13 protein-coding genes and 1 tRNA gene are annotated in these 19,545 nt (G+C 68.0%); 1 reads left to right on the top strand and 13 read right to left on the bottom strand.

Translation table 11 applies throughout. The features are described 5' to 3' along the window. Positions 1-110: 110 nt before the first annotated feature. The 13 genes from fusA to JOF43_RS15625 form a co-directional block, all read right to left on the bottom strand. The gene (fusA, locus tag JOF43_RS15685; protein ID WP_209903813.1) at positions 111-2,258 is read right to left on the bottom strand and encodes an elongation factor G; all 2,148 of its coding nucleotides are present in this window, start codon (positions 2,256-2,258) and stop codon (positions 111-113) included. A gap of 90 nt (positions 2,259-2,348) precedes the next feature. Continuing rightward, on the bottom strand, positions 2,349-2,819 hold the full coding sequence (gene rpsG / locus JOF43_RS15680) for a 30S ribosomal protein S7 (RefSeq protein WP_209903811.1): 471 nt from the start codon (positions 2,817-2,819) through the stop codon (positions 2,349-2,351). After that, positions 2,819-3,193 (bottom strand): 30S ribosomal protein S12, encoded by a 375-nt coding sequence (gene rpsL, locus JOF43_RS15675; protein WP_076808106.1) that lies wholly within the window; start codon positions 3,191-3,193, stop codon positions 2,819-2,821. Before rpsL ends, rpsG begins: the two co-directional genes overlap by 1 nt. A 530-nt stretch (positions 3,194-3,723) precedes the next feature. Continuing rightward, positions 3,724-4,953, bottom strand: a complete 1,230-nt coding sequence (locus tag JOF43_RS23025) for a resuscitation-promoting factor (RefSeq protein WP_342592207.1) — start codon at positions 4,951-4,953, stop codon at positions 3,724-3,726. Positions 4,954-5,445: 492 nt separating this feature from the next. Then, a complete protein-coding gene (locus JOF43_RS15665; protein ID WP_209903809.1) occupies positions 5,446-9,330 on the bottom strand; it encodes a DNA-directed RNA polymerase subunit beta' in 3,885 nt (1,294 codons plus the stop codon). Between the two features lie 116 nt (positions 9,331-9,446). Continuing rightward, positions 9,447-12,935, bottom strand: coding sequence for a DNA-directed RNA polymerase subunit beta (gene rpoB, locus JOF43_RS15660; RefSeq protein ID WP_209903807.1), 3,489 nt, complete (start codon positions 12,933-12,935; stop codon positions 9,447-9,449). Between the two features lie 668 nt (positions 12,936-13,603). After that, on the bottom strand, positions 13,604-13,993 hold the full coding sequence (gene rplL, locus JOF43_RS15655; protein WP_209903806.1) for a 50S ribosomal protein L7/L12: 390 nt from the start codon (positions 13,991-13,993) through the stop codon (positions 13,604-13,606). A gap of 155 nt (positions 13,994-14,148) precedes the next feature. Beyond that, the gene (rplJ, locus tag JOF43_RS15650; RefSeq protein ID WP_209903804.1) at positions 14,149-14,664 is read right to left on the bottom strand and encodes a 50S ribosomal protein L10; all 516 of its coding nucleotides are present in this window, start codon (positions 14,662-14,664) and stop codon (positions 14,149-14,151) included. 575 nt (positions 14,665-15,239) lie between these two features. Next, positions 15,240-15,959, bottom strand: coding sequence for a 50S ribosomal protein L1 (gene rplA / locus JOF43_RS15645; protein ID WP_209903802.1), 720 nt, complete (start codon positions 15,957-15,959; stop codon positions 15,240-15,242). Between the two features lie 5 nt (positions 15,960-15,964). Next, positions 15,965-16,396, bottom strand: a complete 432-nt coding sequence (rplK, locus tag JOF43_RS15640) for a 50S ribosomal protein L11 (RefSeq protein WP_209903800.1) — start codon at positions 16,394-16,396, stop codon at positions 15,965-15,967. Between the two features lie 198 nt (positions 16,397-16,594). Continuing rightward, positions 16,595-17,506, bottom strand: a complete 912-nt coding sequence (gene nusG / locus JOF43_RS15635) for a transcription termination/antitermination protein NusG (protein ID WP_209903798.1) — start codon at positions 17,504-17,506, stop codon at positions 16,595-16,597. Positions 17,507-17,582: 76 nt separating this feature from the next. Next, entirely contained in the window at positions 17,583-17,855 is a 273-nt protein-coding gene (secE, locus tag JOF43_RS15630; RefSeq protein WP_209903796.1) for a preprotein translocase subunit SecE, read from the bottom strand. A gap of 63 nt (positions 17,856-17,918) precedes the next feature. Continuing rightward, a tRNA-Trp gene (locus tag JOF43_RS15625) sits at positions 17,919-17,991 on the bottom strand. A 298-nt stretch (positions 17,992-18,289) separates the two neighbouring features. Between JOF43_RS15625 and JOF43_RS15620 the strand changes: the two genes are divergently transcribed. Next, positions 18,290-19,534, top strand: a complete 1,245-nt coding sequence (locus tag JOF43_RS15620) for a pyridoxal phosphate-dependent aminotransferase (RefSeq protein ID WP_209903794.1) — start codon at positions 18,290-18,292, stop codon at positions 19,532-19,534. The last annotated feature ends 11 nt before the right edge of the window (positions 19,535-19,545 follow it).

The raw sequence follows: 19,545 nt of genomic DNA, 5'->3' as shown, positions 1-19,545 counted from the left end.
CTTCTAATCGTGGTACTTCTGGATCGGGATCGGATCCCTCCTGAGCAGGAGGGCGGTCCGACGGAAGCGCGGGGGAACAGGAGAAGGAGCCTACCTGCTCCCCCGTCGTCTCACTCGCCCCGGGTCTTCGCGACGATCTCCTCAGCGATGCTGGAGGGGACCTCCGCGTAGCTGTCGAACTGCATGGTGTACATCGCGCGACCCTGGGTCTTGGACCGCAGATCGCCGACGTAGCCGAACATCTCCGACAGCGGGACGAGAGCACGGACGATCTTGACCCCGCTCGCGTCCTCCATCGACTGGACCTGACCCCGTCGCGAGTTCAGGTCGCCGATGACATCTCCCATGTACTCCTCCGGAGTACGGACCTCGACGTCCATGACGGGCTCGAGGAGGACCGGCTGCGCCTTGCGCAGGGCCTCCTTGGCCGCCATCGAGCCGGCGATCTTGAACGCCATCTCCGAGGAGTCGACGTCGTGGAACGCACCGTCGAGCAGCTCGGCCTTCACGTTCACGACCGGGTAGCCGGCCATGATGCCCGACTCCAGGGCGTCCTGGATGCCCGCGTCCACGCTCGGGATGTACTCGCGCGGGATGCGGCCGCCGGTGACCTTGTTGTCGAACTCGTAGAAGACGCCCTCTTCGGCATCGGTCAGCGGGCCGAAGGTGATCTGCACCTTCGCGAACTGGCCGGAGCCGCCGGTCTGCTTCTTGTGGGTGAAGTCGTACTTCTCCACGACGCGCTTGATGGTCTCGCGGTACGCGACCTGCGGCTTGCCGATGTTCGCCTCGACGTTGAACTCGCGGCGCATGCGGTCCACGAGGATGTCGAGGTGGAGCTCGCCCATGCCGCGGATGACCGTCTGACCGGTCTCCTCGTCGAGCTGCACCTGGAAGGTCGGGTCCTCCTTGGCCAGCTTCTGGATGGCCACACCCAGCTTCTCCTGGTCGCCCTTGGTCTTGGGCTCGATGGCCACCGAGATGACCGGCTCCGGGAACGTCATGGACTCCAGCTGGATCTGGTTCGACGGATCCGTGAGCGTGTCGCCCGTGGTGGTGTCCTTGAGGCCGATGAAGGCGTAGATGTGGCCTGCGAAGGCCTCCTCCACCGGGTTCTCCTTGTTGGAGTGCATCTGGAAGAGCTTCCCGACACGCTCCTTCCGGCCGGTCGTGGCATTGACGATCTGCTCGCCCTGCTTGACCTGACCGGAGTACACGCGCACATAGGTCAGCGACCCGAAGAACGGGTGCGTGGAGACCTTGAACGCGAGGGCCGAGAAGGGCTCGTCCCAGTCGGCGCTGCGAGTCAGATCGACGCTCTCGTCGCCCGGCTTGTGGCCCACCATCGCGGGGACGTCGAGCGGGGACGGGAGGTAGTCGATGACACCGTTGAGCATGGGCTGGACGCCCTTGTTCTTGAAGGCGGTGCCGCAGAAGACCGGGTAGGCCTCGGAGTTGACGGTCAGGGCGCGGATGCCGGCCTTGAGCTCGTCGGTGCTGAGGTCACCCTCCTCGAGGTACTTCTCCATGAGCTCCTCGGAGCTCTCGGCGACGTCCTCGACGAGCTTGGCGCGGTACTCCTCGACGGTGTCGGCGAGGTCCTCGGGGATCGGGATCTCGCGCTGCCACTGGCCGAGCGAGGGATCACCCTTCTTGGAGTTGATGACCTTCATGTCCTCCTCGAGGACCTCCGGCCAGTCGTAAGCCTTCATCTCGACCAGGTCGACGACGCCGGTGAAGTCGTTCTCGGCGCCGATCGGGACCTGCATGACCAGCGGCTTCGCGCCGAGGCGCTCGGTGATGGTGCGCACGGTGAAGAAGAAGTCCGCGCCGAGCTTGTCCATCTTGTTGACGAAGCAGATGCGGGGGACGTCGTACTTGTCGGCCTGGCGCCAGACGGTCTCCGACTGGGGCTCCACGCCCTCCTTGCCGTCGAACACCGCGACGGCGCCGTCGAGCACGCGCAGCGAACGCTCCACCTCGACGGTGAAGTCGACGTGCCCGGGGGTGTCGATGATGTTGATCTGATTGTCGTGCCAGTAGCAGGTGGTCGCGGCCGACGTGATCGTGATGCCGCGCTCCTTCTCCTGGTCCATCCAGTCCATGGTGCCGGCACCGTCGTGGGTCTCGCCCATCTTGTAGTTCACGCCGGTGTAGAAGAGGATGCGCTCGGTCGTGGTGGTTTTGCCGGCATCGATGTGGGCCATGATGCCGATGTTGCGGACCTTGTTCAGGTCGCTGAGCACTGCGAGTGCCACGGGCTTGTGCCTTTCTGGAGAACGGAAGCTGGTCGACGTGCCGGAGGGCAGTCGGTGGGGCCCACCGTCGAGGGTGGACCCCACCCGGACTCACCAGCGGTAGTGCGCGAAGGCCCGGTTGGACTCGGCCATCTTGTGAGTGTCCTCGCGACGCTTCACCGCGGCACCCAGGCCGTTGGACGCGTCGAGGATCTCGTTCATCAGGCGCTCGGTCATGGTGTGCTCACGACGGGCGCGGGAGTAGCTGACCAGCCAGCGCAGCGCCAGAGTGGTGGCGCGGCCGGGCTTGACCTCGATCGGGACCTGGTAGGTCGCGCCGCCGACGCGGCGGGAACGGACCTCGAGGGAGGGCCGGATGTTGTCCAGCGCCTTCTTCAGGGTGACGACAGGATCCTGGCCGTTCTTCTCGCGGGCGCCCTCGAGGGCGTCGTACACGATGCCCTCGGCGACGGTCTTCTTGCCGTCCAGGAGGATCTTGTTGATGAGCTGCGTGACGATCGGCGAGCCGTAGACGGGGTCGACGACGAGCTGGCGCTTGGGAGCGGGGCCCTTACGAGGCATTACTTCTTCTCCTTCTTGGCGCCGTAGTGGGAGCGGGCCTGCTTGCGGCCCTTGACTGCCTGGGTGTCGAGCGCGCCACGGACGATCTTGTAGCGCACACCGGGGAGGTCCTTCACACGACCGCCGCGGACGAGCACGATGGAGTGCTCCTGAAGGTTGTGGCCTTCGCCGGGGATGTACGCGGTGACCTCGACGCCGGTGGACAGGCGCACGCGGGCGATCTTGCGCAGCGCCGAGTTCGGCTTCTTGGGGGTCTGGGTGTAGACGCGCGTGCAGACGCCGCGGCGCTGGGGGGACCCCTTGAGCGCGGGCGTGCTGGAGGAACCGGACCTGGCGTCCCGTCCCTTGCGCACCAACTGCTGAATAGTGGGCACAGCTTCTCTTCCTGTTCAGCCCTCGGAGCTGTTGGCACCGAAGGATCAACTTCTTCGACCGCTCTCGCGGCCGGCGACCCGATGCACCGTCCCCATGTCCGGGGACGTCGGCGGATCGACCCGCCCGTCAGGTGATGGCACCTGCCGGGCGTCCAGGAGGACCGTGATCGGTGCCCGCGGTCGGTGCCGGACATGGCAGCCGTTCCGCATTCGGGCACGCCGCGAGGATCCGCTCCTCGCGGGGGACACCTTCCGCGGCCGCCCCGAAGGGTTTTCGCGGATCTCGTCCCGGGTCACGACCAGAGGGCACTCCGGACGCAATGGCAGTCTACTGAGGCCCGCCGCACCCGGTCAAAGCTTCTCCGCTGTTCCGACGCAGATCACATGACGCCGTGTGTCCCCCGGCGTGTCGCACATCGCCCCCGACGTGCACGAGCGCGCCGCGATCATCGCGGCGCGCTCGTGCAGTGCTGGTCAGCGGCTAGTCGACCCTCTCAGGGGTGCGAGACCACCGGGACGGTCGGGTCCGCTCAGCCAATCCCGAGCTGGGAGGTGCAGGAGGGCCATGCGCCCCAGCCCTGACCGGCCTGGACCTTCTTGCCGATCGCGATCTGCTGCTCGCGGCTGGCCTGGTGCGCCACCGGGGCGTACTGGCCACCGCCGAAGGCGAGCCAGGTCGACTTGGTGAACTGCAGGCCGCCGGAGAAACCGTTGCCGGTGTTGATCGACCAGTCGCCGCCGGACTCGCACTGGGCCAGGCGGTCCCACACCGAGCCGTCGGAGACCGACGGGGCGGAGGCCCCGGTGCTGCCGGACTCGGAGGTCGACTCGCGCTCGGAGCTGCGCGAGGAGGAGCTCTCGGAGCGCGTGGACTGCGCGCTGTCCTGGTCGGACTCGTCCGCGGCCTCCTCCTCGGGCTCCGGTTCAGGCGCCGGCTTGGTGCCCTTGGCGACGACGCGGTCGACCGGCTTGGAGGTGACCTTCTCGGAGACCAGCTCGGAATCGGTGACCTCGCCGTCCACGACGGTGTCGGTGAAGACCTTCTCCGTGACGCCCTTCTTGCCCTCGGTCGTGGTCTTGGTCTCGCCCTCGAGCAGCTCGTCGTCCTCGACCGTCTTGGTCTCGAACGGGATCTTCTCGCTCTCGGTGCGCTCCTTCTCGCGGACGCGCTGGACCGTGATGGTCGCGCCGTCCTCGAGGACCGAATCGCGGTCGACGGAGGCCTTGTCGGTGTCCTTGACGTCGGCGAGGACCTTCTTCATGGCCTCGTCGACCGTGAGGGCGGTGACATCGAAGGTGTCCTGGCCGCGCTGGCCCTTGAACGTGACGGTCTTGCTGGTGACGACGTTGATGTGCGCGGAATCGTCGGGGAGCTCGGTGGCGGGCTCCGGGCTGACTCGCGCACCCTCGGTCGCGTAGTCGACCTCCTCGAGCGCCTCACCGACGGTGTCACCGCTGGTCAGCAGCTCCTGGTCCTCGCCGTCGACGGTGACGGTGACGGGCGTGCGCTGGACGACCTGGATCTCCATGCCGTCGGTGACCGTCTCGCCGAGGTCGGGGACCACGAGATCGGAATCCTTGACCTCGACGCCCTGGGCCTCGAGCAGTTCGGCGACCGTCGAGCTGAAGGTGCGCACGGTCGACTGATCGCCGTACACGCTCACCGCTGCCTCATTGGACATGGCGAAGGCGGTGCCACCACCACCCAGCCCGACGACGCATACGGTCGCGGCCGCGACGATCCACGGGGTCTTCTTCACTGTTCCACCTGTTCTCGGCCACCCCTCGGCGGCCCCCTCGTTCCGTGAGCACATGTGCCCCGGAGACGGGGCCCGGAGTTCCGGCGCGAGCGCGCTGCCGATGCCGGAGCGCTGCGGGAAGGTCGCGGGAACTGCCAGGATCCATCGTTCCGTCCACGGCCCGCCCGGGAAAGGGGAACGTCCAGAGTTTGGGCTGGGGCCCAAGAGGTCTTTACCTTCACGTGAACTTCGAAGTCCTCCAGATCACGCCAACACGCGCTGAGCGTGCGCTGGGCGTGGTCCGGGCCACTCGGGAGGGCGCCGGCCCCTCGTTCGACGGACCGGGCGGAGCGCTGCGAGACGCCATCACCAGCAGGGAGGGGCCGGCCGGGCCGGGCCGGGCTCCTCCCCCACGAGACATGCGAGAGGGGCGGCCCCACCGTGTGGTGGGACCGCCCCTCTCGTGTCGGTCGCGCCGCCGGGCCTCACGGCCCGTCAGAACGCCTCAGCGACTCAGCGGAAGTCGGTGCGGAACGGGTCGGCGTAGTCGATGTCGTCGAGATTGACGGCACCGGTCTGGCCGAAGCCGGAGAAATCCAGCTCGTCGTAGCCGGGCACCTGATACATCTGGGCCTTGGCCTCGTCGGTGGGCTCGACCGCGATGCGGCGGAACCGCGACAGGCCGGTGCCCGCCGGGATGAGCTTCCCGATGATGACGTTCTCCTTGAGCCCCATGAGCTGATCGCTCTTGCGGTTCAGGGCGGCCTCGGTGAGCACGCGGGTGGTCTCCTGGAAGGAGGCCGCCGACAGCCACGAATCGGTCGCGAGCGACGCCTTCGTGATCCCCATCAGCTCCGGACGCCCGGAGGCCGGCTGACCGCCCTCGGAGAGGATCCGCCGGTTCTCGCGCTCGAAGGTGACGCGCTCGGCGAAGTCGCCGGGCAGCAGGTCGGTGTCACCGGACTCGATGATCGTCACTCGACGCAGCATCTGGCGCACGATGACCTCGATGTGCTTGGCGTGGATGTCCACGCCCTGCGAGATGTACACCTTCTGGACCTCGTCCACCAGGTGCTGCTGCACCGCGCGGGGGCCGAGGATGCGCAGGACCTGCTTCGGGTCCACCGAGCCCTGTGAGATCTGCTGGCCGACGCCGATGTGGTCGCCGTCCGCGATCAGCAGGGTCACGCGCTTGGAGACCGTGTAGGTGACGGGATCCGAGCCGTCGTCCGGGGTCACGGTGATCCGGCGCTGCTTGTCGTTCTCCTCGATCTCCGCGCGACCGGCGAACTCCGAGATCGGCGCGAAGCCGGCCGGGGTCCGGGCCTCGAAGAGCTCCTGGATGCGCGGAAGACCATGCGTGATGTCGCCGTCAGCACTGGCCACACCACCGGAGTGGAAGGTACGCATGGTCAGCTGGGTGCCGGGCTCGCCGATGGACTGGGCCGCGACGATGCCGACGGCCTCGCCGATGTCCACCAGCTGGCCGGTCGCGAGCGAACGGCCGTAGCACTGGGCACAGGTGCCCACTGCGGAGTCACAGGTCAGCACGGAGCGGATCTTGAGCTCACGCACGCCGGCCTCGACGAGCTGCTCGATGAGCACATCGCCCACCTCGGAGCCGGCCGGGGCCGCCTCCGAGCCGTCGGCACCGATCGCCGCGGTGGCCAGGACTCGCCCGTACGCCGTCGACTCCACGTGCTCGTGGGGGCGCAGCGCGCCGGCCTCCTCGACCGCGATCGGGAGCACCAGGCCCTTCGTCGTACCGCAGTCGTCCTCGCGGACGATGACGTCCTGCGAGACGTCGACCAGACGACGGGTCAGGTAACCCGACTGGGCGGTCTTCAGCGCGGTGTCCGCCAGGCCCTTGCGGGAGCCGTGCGAGGCGATGAAGTACTCCAGGACCGAGAGCCCCTCCTTGTAGTTGGAGAGGATCGGGCGCGGGATGATCTCGCCCTTCGGGTTGTTCACCAGACCGCGCATGCCGGCGATCTGACGGATCTGCATCCAGTTGCCTCGGGCGCCCGAGTCCACCATCCGGTAGATGGTGTTGGTCGAGTCGAAGTTCTCCCGCATGGCGTTGTCGACCTCGTTGGTCGCCTCGGTCCAGATGTCGATGAGCTCCATGTTGCGCTCGTTCTCGGAGACCAGACCGAGGTCACGGTTCTCCTGGACCTGGGCGGCCTTCGCCTCGTACGTCGCGATGATCTCCGCCTTGTTGGGCGGGGTCACCACGTCGGACAGCGCGAAGGAGGCTCCCGACCGGGTCGACCACGCGAAGCCGTAGGACTTCAGGGCGTCCAGCGACGCGGCGACCTGGCCCTTGTCGTAGCGCTCGGCGAGGGCGTTGACGATCCCGCCCAGGCGCTTCTTGCCGACCTGGCCCTGCACGTAGGGGAAGTCCTCCGGCAGCGTCTCGTTGAAGTAGACGGTGCCCAGGGTGGTGTCGAGGATGATCGGGTCACCCTCGGTCCAGCCCTCCGGAGCCTCCCAGTCGCTCGGCGGCACGATATCGGTGAAACGCATCTTCACCGGCGCGTTCAGATGCAGGTCCTCACGATCGAAGGCCATGATCGCCTCCGCCACGGAGGCGAAGGAGCGGCCCGCGCCGGCGACGTCGTCGCGGCGCGTCGTCAGGTGGTACAGACCGATGATCATGTCCTGGGCGGGCATGGTCACGGGACGACCGTCGGACGGCTTGAGGATGTTGTTGCTGGACAGCATCAGGATGCGGGCCTCGGCCTGCGCCTCTGCGGACAGCGGCAGGTGCACGGCCATCTGGTCGCCGTCGAAGTCCGCGTTGAACGCGGCGCACACGAGCGGGTGCAGGTGGATTGCCTTGCCCTCCACCAGCTGCGGCTCGAAGGCCTGGATGCCCAGGCGGTGCAGCGTCGGCGCACGGTTCAGCAGCACCGGGTGCTCGGTGATGACCTCTTCGAGCACGTCCCACACCTCGGGGCGGGCACGCTCGACCATGCGCTTGGCGGCCTTGACGTTCTGTGCATGGGACAGCTCGACCAGGCGCTTCATGACGAACGGCTTGAACAGCTCGAGGGCCATGCCCTTGGGCAGACCGCACTGGTGCAGCTTCAGCTGCGGGCCGTTGACGATGACGGAGCGGGCGGAGTAGTCCACGCGCTTGCCCAGCAGGTTCTGACGGAAACGACCCTGCTTGCCCTTGAGCATGTCCGACAGCGACTTCAGCGGACGGTTGCCCGGCCCGGTGACCGGACGGCCGCGGCGGCCGTTGTCGAACAGGGAGTCGACCGACTCCTGCAGCATGCGCTTCTCGTTGTTCACGATGATCTCGGGCGCGCCGAGGTCCAGCAGCCGCTTGAGGCGGTTGTTGCGGTTGATCACGCGGCGGTACAGGTCGTTGAGGTCGGAGGTCGCGAAGCGGCCACCGTCCAGCTGCACCATCGGGCGCAGGTCCGGGGGGATGACCGGGACGCAGTCCAGGACCATGCCGGCCGGCGAGTTGGTGGTCTGGCGGAAGGCCGAGACCACCTTGAGTCGCTTCAGCGCCCGGGCCTTCTTCTGGCCCTTGCCGGTGGCGATGACCTCGCGCAGGGTCTCGGCCTCGGAGTCGAGGTCGAAGTCCAGCAGGCGCTTCTGCAGCGCCTCCGCGCCCATCCCGCCCTCGAAGTAGGTGCCATAGCGCAGCTTCATCGCACGGTAGAGCTGCTCGTCGCCCTCGAGGTCGGCGACCTTGAGCGACTTGAAGCGCTCCCACACGCTGGTGACACGCTCGATCTCCGCGTCGAACTTCTTGCGGATCTGTGCCTGCTCGCGCTCGGAGGAGTCGCGGACCTTGCGCTTCGCGTCGGCCTTGGCACCCTCCTCCTCGAGCTGGGAGAGATCCTTCTCGGCGGAGACGGCACGGTCGTTCAGCGCTGCGTCGCGGTCATTGGCGAGCTCCTTGACCTCCAGGTCGAAGCGCGCCTGCAGGTCGGGCATGTCCTCGTGGCGAGCCTGCTCGTCCACCGAGGTGATCATGTACGCGGCGAAGTAGATGATCTTCTCGAGATCCTTCGGCGCGAGGTCCAGCAGGTAGCCGAGACGGCTCGGCACGCCCTTGAAGTACCAGATGTGGGTGACGGGAGCGGCGAGCTCCACGTGGCCCATGCGCTCACGGCGCACGGAGGACTTGGTGACCTCCACGCCGCAGCGCTCGCAGACGATGCCCTTGAAGCGCACGCGCTTGTACTTGCCGCAGTAGCACTCCCAGTCCCGGGTGGGGCCGAAGATGCGCTCGCAGAACAGGCCGTCCATCTCGGGCTTCAGGGTGCGGTAGTTGATGGTCTCCGGCTTCTTGACCTCGCCGTGGGACCAGCCGCGGATGTCGTCGGCGGTGGCGAGGCCGATGCGCAGCTCGTCGAAGGTGTTGACGTCGATCACAGGTGTCCTTCTCTCGATCGGAAGAGGTGGTGTCTGAGGGAACGGGGGTCGAGGGCGGGGCCAGGGACGGCGGTGGAGCGGCGTCGCGCCGCTCCCACCGTCCCGGCCCGCGTCCCTCAGACCTCTTCGATGGAGCCGACGCCCTCGTGGGGTCGGCGGGACAGGTCGATGCCGAGCTCCTCCGCGGCGCGGAAGACCTCCTCATCGCTCTCCCGAACTTCCTGGGCGGTGCCGTCGGACGAGAGGACCTCGACGTTCAGGCACAGCGACTGCATCTCCTTGAGGAGGACGCGGAAGGACTCCGGGATGCCCGGCTCGGGGATGTTCTCGCCCTTGACGATGGCCTCGTAGACCTTCACACGCCCGGAGATGTCGTCCGACTTGATGGTCAGCAGCTCCTGCAGGGCGTAGGCGGCGCCGTAGGCCTCCAGGGCCCACACCTCCATCTCGCCGAAGCGCTGGCCGCCGAACTGGGCCTTACCGCCCAGCGGCTGCTGCGTGATCATCGAGTACGGGCCCGTCGAGCGGGCGTGCAGCTTGTCGTCCACCAGGTGGTGGAGCTTCAGGATGTACATGTAGCCCACGGAGATGGGCTCGGGCAGCGGCTCGCCGGAGCGGCCGTCGAACAGCTGCGCCTTGCCGTTCTCCTTGACCATCCGCACACCGTCGCGGTTGGGGCGATGGTTGGCGATCAGGCCGGTGACCTCCTCGGCGGAGAGGCCGTCGAAGACCGGGACCGCCACGGGGGTGTCGGGCTCGCCGTGCAGGGCCGCCTCGGGCAGCTCGGCGGCGTTCGGGTCGCTCGAGTCGAGGTCCCAGCCGGCCTTGGCGACCCACCCCAGGTGGGTCTCCATGACCTGGCCGATGTTCATACGGCCGGGCACGCCCATGGGGTTGAGGATGATGTCCACCGGGGTGCCGTCCTCGAGGAACGGCATGTCCTCGACGGGCAAGATCTTCGCGATAACGCCCTTGTTGCCGTGGCGGCCGGCGAGCTTGTCACCGTCGGTGATCTTGCGCTTCTGGGCCACGTAGACGCGGACCATGTCGTTGACACCGGTGGGGAGGATGTCGCCGTCCTCGTCCTCGGTGAACACGCGCACGCCGATGACGGTGCCGGACTCGCCGTGGGGGACGCGCAGGGAGGTGTCGCGCACCTCGCGGGCCTTCTCGCCGAAGATGGCGCGCAGCAGGCGCTCCTCCGGGGTCAGCTCGGTCTCGCCCTTCGGGGTGACCTTGCCGACCAGGATGTCGCCCGGCTCGACCTCGGCACCGATGCGGATGATGCCGCGCTCGTCGAGATCGGCCAGCACGTCGTCGCCGACGTTCGGGATGTCCCGGGTGATCTCCTCCTTGCCGAGCTTCGTGTCGCGGGCGTCGACCTCGTGCTCCTCGATGTGGATCGAGGTGAGGACGTCGTCCTGGACCAGTCGCGAGGACAGGATGATGCCGTCCTCGTAGTTGTGGCCCTCCCACGACATGAAGGCGACCAGCAGGTTCTTGCCCATGGAGAGCTCGCCCTGATCGGTCGAGGGACCGTCGGCCAGGATCGAGCCGGCCTCGACGCGGCTGCCCTCGTCGAACAGCACGCGCTGGTTGTAGGAGTTGCCGGCGTTGGAGCGCTGGAACTTCCCGATGGGGTAGGTCTGACGGGTACCGTCGTCGGCCATGACCACGATGAGGTCGGCCGAGAGCTCCTCGATGACGCCGGCCTTCTCGGCGACGATGACGTCACCTGCGTCGACGGCGGCGCGACGCTCCATGCCGGTGCCGACCAGCGGCATCTCGGCCTTGAGCAGCGGCACGGCCTGGCGCTGCATGTTCGAGCCCATGAGCGCACGGTTGGCGTCGTCGTGCTCGAGGAAGGGGATCATCGCGGTGGCGACGGAGACCATCTGACGGGCGGAGACGTCCATGAAGTCGACGTCCTTCGCATCGACCAGGTCGGGCTCGCCACCGGGCAGGCGCACCAGCACCTGCTCCTGGGCGAAGTAGCCGTCGTCGCCGATCTTCGCGTTGGCCTGGGCGATGATGTGGCGATCCTCGTCGTCCGCGGTGAGGTAGACGGTCTCGTCGGTGACGAGGCCGCCGGTGACCTTGCGGTACGGCGTCTCGATGAAGCCGAAGGGGTTGATGCGGGCGAAGGTCGCGAGCGAACCGATCAGACCGATGTTCGGGCCCTCAGGGGTCTCGATCGGGCACATGCGGCCGTAGTGCGACGGGTGGACGTCGCGGACCTCCATGCCGGCGCGGTCGCGGGAGAGGCCGCCCGGGCCCAGCGCCGAGAGGCGACGCTTGTGGGTCAGGCCCGACAGCGGGTTGTTCTGGTCCATGAACTGCGAGAGCTGCGAGGTGCCGAAGAACTCCTTGATCGCAGCCGTCACGGGACGGATGTTGATCAGGGTCAGCGGGGTGATCGCCTCGACGTCCTGCGTGGTCATGCGCTCGCGGACGACGCGCTCCATGCGGGACAGGCCGGTGCGGACCTGGTTCTGGATCAGCTCGCCGACGGCGCGGATGCGACGGTTGCCGAAGTGATCGATGTCATCGGTCTCCACCCGGACGGTGTGCCCGTCCTTGCTGGTGGTCTCCGCCATGCCGTCGTGCAGCGCGACGATGTACTTGATCGCGCCGACGATGTCCTCGAGGCGGAGGGTCGACTCGGACAGGCTGCCCTCGAGACCGAGCTTCTTGCCGATCTTGTAGCGGCCGACCTTCGCGAGGTCGTAGCGCTTGGCGTTGAAGTAGAGGTTGTTGAGCATGGCCTCACCCGCATCACGCGTGGGCGGCTCGCCCGGGCGCTGCTTGCGGTAGATGTCCATGAGCGCCTCGTCCTGCGAGGTGATGCGGTCCTTCTCCAGCGTCGAGCGCATGGACTCGAACTCGCCGAACTCCTCGAGGATGTCGCTGTGGGACATGCCCAGGGCCTGCAGCAGGGTCGTGACGGACTGCTTGCGCTTGCGGTCGATGCGCACGCCGACCTGGTCGCGCTTGTCGACCTCGAACTCGAGCCAGGCGCCGCGCGAAGGGATGACCTTCGTGCTGTAGATGCGCTTGTCGCTGGTCTTGTCGATGCTCTCCTCGAAGTACACGCCCGGGGAGCGGACCAGCTGGGAGACGACGACACGCTCGGTGCCGTTGATGATGAAGGTGCCCTTGTCGGTCATGAGCGGGAACTCGCCCATGAAGACCGTCTGGGTCTTGATCTCACCGGTCTCGTTGTTCATGAACTCCGCGATGACGTACAGCGGAGCCGCGTAGGTGAGGTCCTTCTCCTTGCACTCGTCGACCGTGTACTTCGGGTCGTCGAAGGTGTGGTCCCGGAAGGACAGGGACATGTTGCCGGCGAAGTCCTCGATCGGGGAGATCTCCTCGAGGATGTCGGCGAGACCGGACGTCTGCGGGACGTCCTCGCGGCCGGCGACAGCGGCCTCCTCGGCACGCTCCCGCCAGAGGTCATTGCCCAGCAACCAGTCGAACGAGGTGGTCTGCAGACTCAGCAGATCCGGGACGTCGATGGGGTCGCCGAGCTTCGCGAAGGTGACGCGAGGGGAGGCGGTGCGAAGTGCGATGTCGTTAGTGCGATCGGTGCTCGAGGCAGCCAAGGGGGGTCCTTCCACAGGCCGATGACGGAATCCCAGGCGCGGCGAACACCCGTCAGGGCGGTGGAGCAGGACATACGGACTGCCGGAGCAGTCAGAGCAGCAGAACCCACGGGCGACGCACAGCGCAAGGACCGAGCATACACAAATACGCGGATGGACACAACAGCCGCGGCGCGACCGGTTCCATCCGCGTCGGCCGCTATATGCCTGGCGCGGAAGTTCTCCGACGGGGTCCTCGATCCGTTGTGCCCTCGCGAGCCGGGCTCAGCGGGGGCGGATCGAGCACCTCCGTACGGCGAACAGAATGGAGGCAAATGCTCGCCGAGTCAAGCAGGCGACGTGTTTGTCGGGGTGTCGCGGCACGTCGCAGCGGTCCATGGCCGGATTCCCCGGGCGAGGCGGCCCTCCCCTGGCTCTCTCGGTCCTCGCGTGGCCCGGGCCGCCGTCTCGACCATCCGAGCCAGGGCCCCGCGAAGGACTGCGCGGAGCGACACGTGGGCCGACCGGGTGGGCCGACGGAGGCGCCGCCCGGTGGGCTGACCCCCGGTCACCCTGCCGGGGGACGTGCTGGGTACAGAGGAAGGGCCGCCCCGCTGATGCGGGACGGCCCTTCCGAAGGCAGTGCGACTGCCGTCAGGTGAGGCGCGCGCCGGAGCGCGCGCCCGGGATCACTTGACGGAGACGGTCGCGCCGGCCTCCTCGAGCTTCGTCTTGGCTGCCTCGGCGTCGTCCTTCTTGACGGCCTCGAGGACGGGCTTGGGGGCCTCGTCGACGAGCGCCTTGGCCTCCTTCAGACCGAGGGAGGTCAGGGCGCGCACCTCCTTGATGACGGCGATCTTGGCGGAACCGGCCGAATCGAGGATGACGTCGAACTCGTCCTTCTCCTCCTCGGCCTCGGCCTCGCCGCCACCGGCGGGGGCGGCACCGGCCGCGACGGCGACCGGGGCGGCAGCGGTGACGTCGAAGACGTCCTCGAACTGCTTCACGAACTCGGAGAGCTCGATGAGGGACATTTCCTTGAAAGCTTCGATGAGCTCGTCGTTGCTGAGCTTCGCCATGGTGGCGTTCCTTCCTGTTGACGGGACTGCGTCCCTGCGGTGATCAGCGGCGCACACGCGCCGGGTCATGCGGTCCGGTCACCCCTGGCGGGTTTCCGGGGACAGCGCTGAGGCTGTGGAGGCGGAAGCATGGGGGCCGGAGGCCCTCAGGCCTCTCAGGCTTCTTGCTTGGCCCGCAGCGCGTCCACGGTGCGTGCCGTCTTCGACAGCGGCGCTGCGAACACTGCGGCGGCCTTGGACATCGACGCCTTCAGGGCGCCGGCAGTCTGGGCCAGCAGGACCTCGCGGGACTCGAGGTCCGCGAGCTTCTGGACGTCCTCCTTCGAGAGCGTCTTGCCCTCGAAGTAGCCGGACTTGATCACGAGCTGCTCGTGAGTCTTGGCGAAGTCACGCAGAGCCTTCGCAGGCTCCACCGGCTCGCCCTTGATGAAGGCGATGGCGGTCGGCCCGCTGAGCGTGCCGTCGAACCCGGTGATGCCGGCCTCGCGGGCGGCGATCTCCGTGAGCGTGTTCTTCACCACGGCGTAGGTCGTCTCGGAACCCAGCGAGCGGCGAAGCTCCTTGAGATCCCCGACGCTGAGCCCGCGATACTCGGTGATGACGGCGGCGTCGGACTCGCGGAACAGATCCGCGATCTCCGAGACGGCATCCACCTTTTCGGGGTTAGCCATGGCCCTCCTTCCAGAGGTCTCTCGCCACCGGGTGAAGAGGTCCTGGAACGGAAAAGGCCTCGACACGCAAGTGTCGAGGCCTCTCTCACACGAGTGCCCGTGCCACGAGGGCGCCGGCCGGGGCCGGAGGGGCACGACCGTGCGAGGGTCGCTTCTTCACCTGCGCAGGCCATCCCGGACGGGATATCTTCAGTCGCTCTCGAGGTCGAGGGCGACGACCGGCGGTCTTCGGTGCATCCAGGATAGACCAGGACCGGGCGACGGCGCCACGGCGACGGCGGCGGCGTGCGTCACATCGGCTCGGCAGGCTTCGCACTCCCCCGCCTCGGTGCATCTCGCGACGCCGCCGGGCCGCCCGGCCGCCACGACGCCACCGGGCAGGGAGGCACGCGCGGGGCGGACAGCGCGGCGCCCCGCCCACCGCGAGGGTGGACGGGGCGCCGCGAAGCGAGGTGACCGGGAGGATCCGGCCCTGTCAGTCTGCCTGATCTCCTGCCGTTCGTGCCTCACAGCACGTCGATCAGGCCCTGTCGGTCTGCCTGATCTCCTGCCGTTCGTGCCTCACAGCACGTCGATCAGGCCTCGTCGGTGTCCTCGAGGAGGTTGCGGGTGCGGTTCACGTCGACCGGGATGCCCGGGCCCATGGTGGTGGACACGGTGATCTTCGAGATGTAGCGGCCCTTCGAGGCGGACGGCTTCAGTCGAAGGATCTCCTCGAGCGCGGCGACGTAGTTCTCGACCAGCTGCTGATCGGTGAAGGAGACCTTCCCGACGATGTAGTGCAGGTTGGCCGCACGGTCGGTGCGGAACTCGATCTTGCCGCCCTTGATGTCGGACACGGCCTTGGCGGTGTCCATCGTGACGGTCCCGGTCTTCGGGTTCGGCATCAGGCCGCGGGGGCCGAGCACACGACCCAGCTTGCCGACCTTGCCCATCAGGTTCGGCGTGGCCACGGCCGCGTCGAAGTCGGTCCAGCCGCCGGCGACCTTCTCGATCAGCTCGTCGTCGCCGACCTCGTCGGCGCCGGCCTCACGGGCGGCGTCAGCCTGCGCGCCGGTCGCGAAGACGATCACGCGAGCGGTCTTGCCGGTGCCGTTGGGCAGGTTGACGGTGCCGCGCACCATCTGATCGGCCTTGCGCGGGTCGACGCCCAGACGCATGGCGATCTCGACGGAGGCGTCGAACTTCACGGGGGAGGTCTTCTGCGCGAGACGCAGAGCGTCCAGCGGCGAGTACGCGCGCCCCTCTTCGATCTTGGCCGCGCCGTCCTTGAATGCCTTGCTGCGGATTCCCATTGTCGTCAGCCCTCCACCGTGATGCCCATGGAACGAGCGGTGCCCTCGACGATCTTCGCCGCGGACTCCATGTCGTTCGAGTTCAGATCAGGCATCTTGGTCTCTGCGATCTCGCGGACCTGCGCCTGGGTGATCTTGCCGACCTTGTCGGTGTGCGGCGTGGCAGAGCCCTTCTGGAGGCCGGCGGCCTTCTTGATGAGCTCAGCGGCCGGCGGCGTCTTGGTGATGAACGTGAACGAGCGATCCTCGTACACGGTGATCTCCACCGGGATGATGTTGCCGCGCTGATCCGCCGTGCGGTCGTTGTACGCCTTGACGAACTCCATCATGTTCACGCCGGCAGCGCCGAGCGCGGGACCCACGGGCGGCGCAGGGGTGGCCTGGCCGGCCTGGATCTGGAGCTTGATGACGCTCGCGATCTTCTTCTTGGGAGCCATTGCTCTTCCTCAATCTGTCGTGGTTCGGGCGGAGCTCATCATGCGCTCCTCCCACAGCGGGACCTCTTCGCACGCAGAGCGGGGAAGAGGTCCGGTGCGACGTTACCTGCACGCCGCGTCGGCGTCGACCGGGATCGAGGGTGATCCTGGTCGTACTGCCGCGGCCCGGAGGCCGCGGTGCCGATCGGTTCTGGGGGCTCAGATCTTGGCGACCTGGTCGAAGCCGAGCTCGACCGGGGTCTCGCGCCCGAAGATGGACACCAGGACCTGCAGCTTCTGGGACTCCGCGTGGATCTCGGAGATCGAGGCCGGCATGGTCTCGAAGGGGCCGTCCATGACGGTGACGGACTCGCCGACGGTGAAGTCCGGCATCTTCTGGGCGGCGGCGGGCTTGCTCGCCGAGCCACCGGAGCTGCGCTTCTTCTCGGGCAGGCCGACGGACGGCTCCAGCATCGAGTAGATCTCGTCGAAGTTCAGCGGCGTGGGCTCGGTGGCGTTGCCGACGAACCCGGTCACTCCCGGGGTGTCGCGGACGACTCGCCAGGACTCGGTGGTCAGGTCCATGCGGACCAGCACGTACCCGGGGATGCGCACACGGCGGACGATCTTCTTCTGGCCGTTCTTGACCTCGGTCGCGTCCTCCATCGGGACCTGGACCTCGAAGATGTAATCCTCCATGTCCTGGGTCTCGGTACGGGTGGCGAGCTGCGTCTTCACGCGGTTCTCGTGACCGGAGTAGGAGTGGATCACGTACCACTCACCGAGCGCGGCGCGCAGGTGGCGCTTGAGCTGGACCAGGGGGTCCTCCTCCTCGGACTCGTCCGCGGCGGGGGCGTCATCGCCCTCGGCATCGGCGACCTCGGAGTCGGTGCTCTCCACCGCGGCGGCGTCCTCGTCGTCACCCTCGGCAGCGATGGCCTCGTCGGCAGGCTGCGCGTCGGCCTCCTGCTCCGCGGCGGCCGGCTCGTCGGCGACGTCCGCGGCCCGGGCGGCGTCGTCCTCACCCTGGAGTGCGGGTGCGGGGGTCTCGGACTGCGGGGAGGCCGAGAACGACAGGGAGTCGTCGGCGTCCTGGTAGGACTCTTCGGGGGATGAGGTCTGGTCGCTCATCAGCGGGAACCTGCTTTCCTGACGGCTGGGGACTGATCGGGCACGGTACGCGTACAACCTACGGCGCGGACCGGCCTCAGAGCCCCGCGTCGGGGTCCGAGAACGCGATCCTGGACAGCCAGCTGAACCCGGCGTCGAGGCCGAAGATCAGCATGATCATCACGATGACGAACGCCAGGACCGTGATCGAGTACACGACCAGCTCCTTGCGGGTCGGGACGACGACTTTCCCGAGCTCCGCGAGGACCTGGCGGATGAACAGACCGATGGCCAGGAACGGGTTCTTCGACCCGGAGCCCGGCGCGTCGCCCCCGGTGGGCGTCGACGGGGCGTTCTGGCTGGAATTCACGTCAGGGCTGTCCGATCTCGTCGAGGTCATCCGCATCCGACCGGGTGATCCCGACCGGATCGGCAGGGCAGACAGGGCTCGAACCTGCAACCTGCGGTTTTGGAGACCGCTGCGCTACCAATTGCGCCACTGCCCTTCACGAGGGGGACCCCTCGTGAGGTCGATCCGCACCACCTCGGGAGGCGGCCGCGATTCTGACCAGCGACCAGCATACAAGCCACGGCGACCCGGAGCGAATCCACTGGCGTCAGATCACATCGCGCTCTCGGTGTCCCGGGGCCGGTGCCGTCGCCGACCGGATCGGACCCTACCCCCTTCCGGCCCCGGTGCGCGCACTGCGTCCATGCCACCGCCCCCTCACGCCCCGGTACCAGCTCGGCATCCGATCTCCGGTCGTCCTGGCACAGGGACGAGAGCTCTGCCACGATAGGCGGGTGACCTCCGACGACACCCTCCCTGCCGCCAGCACTCCTCAGCCCGCCGCCCGCGAGCGCATCTCGAAGCGGGTCGAGGCGATCTCCCCCTCCGCGACACTCGCGGTCGATGCGAAGGCCAAGGCTCTGAAGGCGGCCGGCCGGCCGGTGATCGGTTTCGGCGCCGGCGAGCCCGACTTCCCGACGCCCCCGCACATCGTCGAGGCGGCCATCGAGGCGGCCTCCGTCCCCGCGAACCATCGCTACTCCCCCACGCCCGGGCTGCCCGAGCTGCGCGCAGCTCTCGCCGAGACCGTCTCCGCCTCGACCTCCCTGCCCCTCGAACCGGCCCAGGTCCTGGTCACCAACGGTGGCAAGCAGGCCGTCTACCAGACCTTCGCGACGCTCCTGGACCCGGGCGACGAGGTGCTGCTGCCCGCGCCGTACTGGACCACGTACCCCGAAGCGATCCGCCTGGCCGGTGGAAACGAGGTCCCGGTGCTGGCCGGCGTCGACCAGGGCTACGTGCCCACGATCGAGCAGCTCGAGGCGGCACGCACCGATCGCACCCGCGCGATCGTGGTCTGCTCCCCGTCGAACCCGACCGGCGTCGTGCTGACCGCCGAGCAGCTGCAGGAGCTGGGCCGCTGGGCCCACGAGCACGGGATCTGGGTCGTCACCGACGAGATCTACCAGCACCTCACCTACGACGGCGTGCCCTTCACCTCGATCCTCGCGGCGGTGCCCGAGCTCGCCGAGACCACGGTGATCCTGGGCGGAGTGGCCAAGTCCTTCGCCATGACCGGCTGGCGCGTGGGCTGGATGGTGGGCCCCCGGGACGTCATCGCCGCGGCGAGCAACCTCCAGTCGCACCTGACCTCCCACGTGAACAACATCGCCCAGCGCGCCGCGATCGCGGCGGTGACCGGGCCGACCGAACCGGTCGAGGCGATGCGCACGGCCTTCGACCGCCGCCGTCGCACCATCGTCGAGAAGCTCGCGAGAGTGCCGGGCTTCACGGTCCCCACCCCCACCGGGGCCTTCTACGCGTTCCCGGACGTCTCCGGGGCGCTGGGCCGGGAGATCCGCGGCAGGAAGGTCACCACCTCGACGGAGCTGGCCACGGTCATCCTCGAGGAGGCCGAGGTCGCCGCCGTGCCGGGCGAGGCCTTCGGCGCACCCGGGCATCTGCGCTTCTCCTACGCGCTGAACGACGACGAGCTCGTCGAGGGCATCGACCGCGTGGCAGCGCTGCTGGCGGAGTGAGCCGCCGGCTC

Origin of the sequence: Brachybacterium sacelli, assembly GCF_017876545.1 — a bacterium.
In the GTDB taxonomy this organism is placed as follows: Bacteria; Actinomycetota; Actinomycetes; order Actinomycetales; family Dermabacteraceae; genus Brachybacterium; species Brachybacterium sacelli.
The sequence above is the reverse complement of the archived record's forward strand: the minus strand, read 5'-3'. Positions and strand labels throughout refer to the sequence as shown.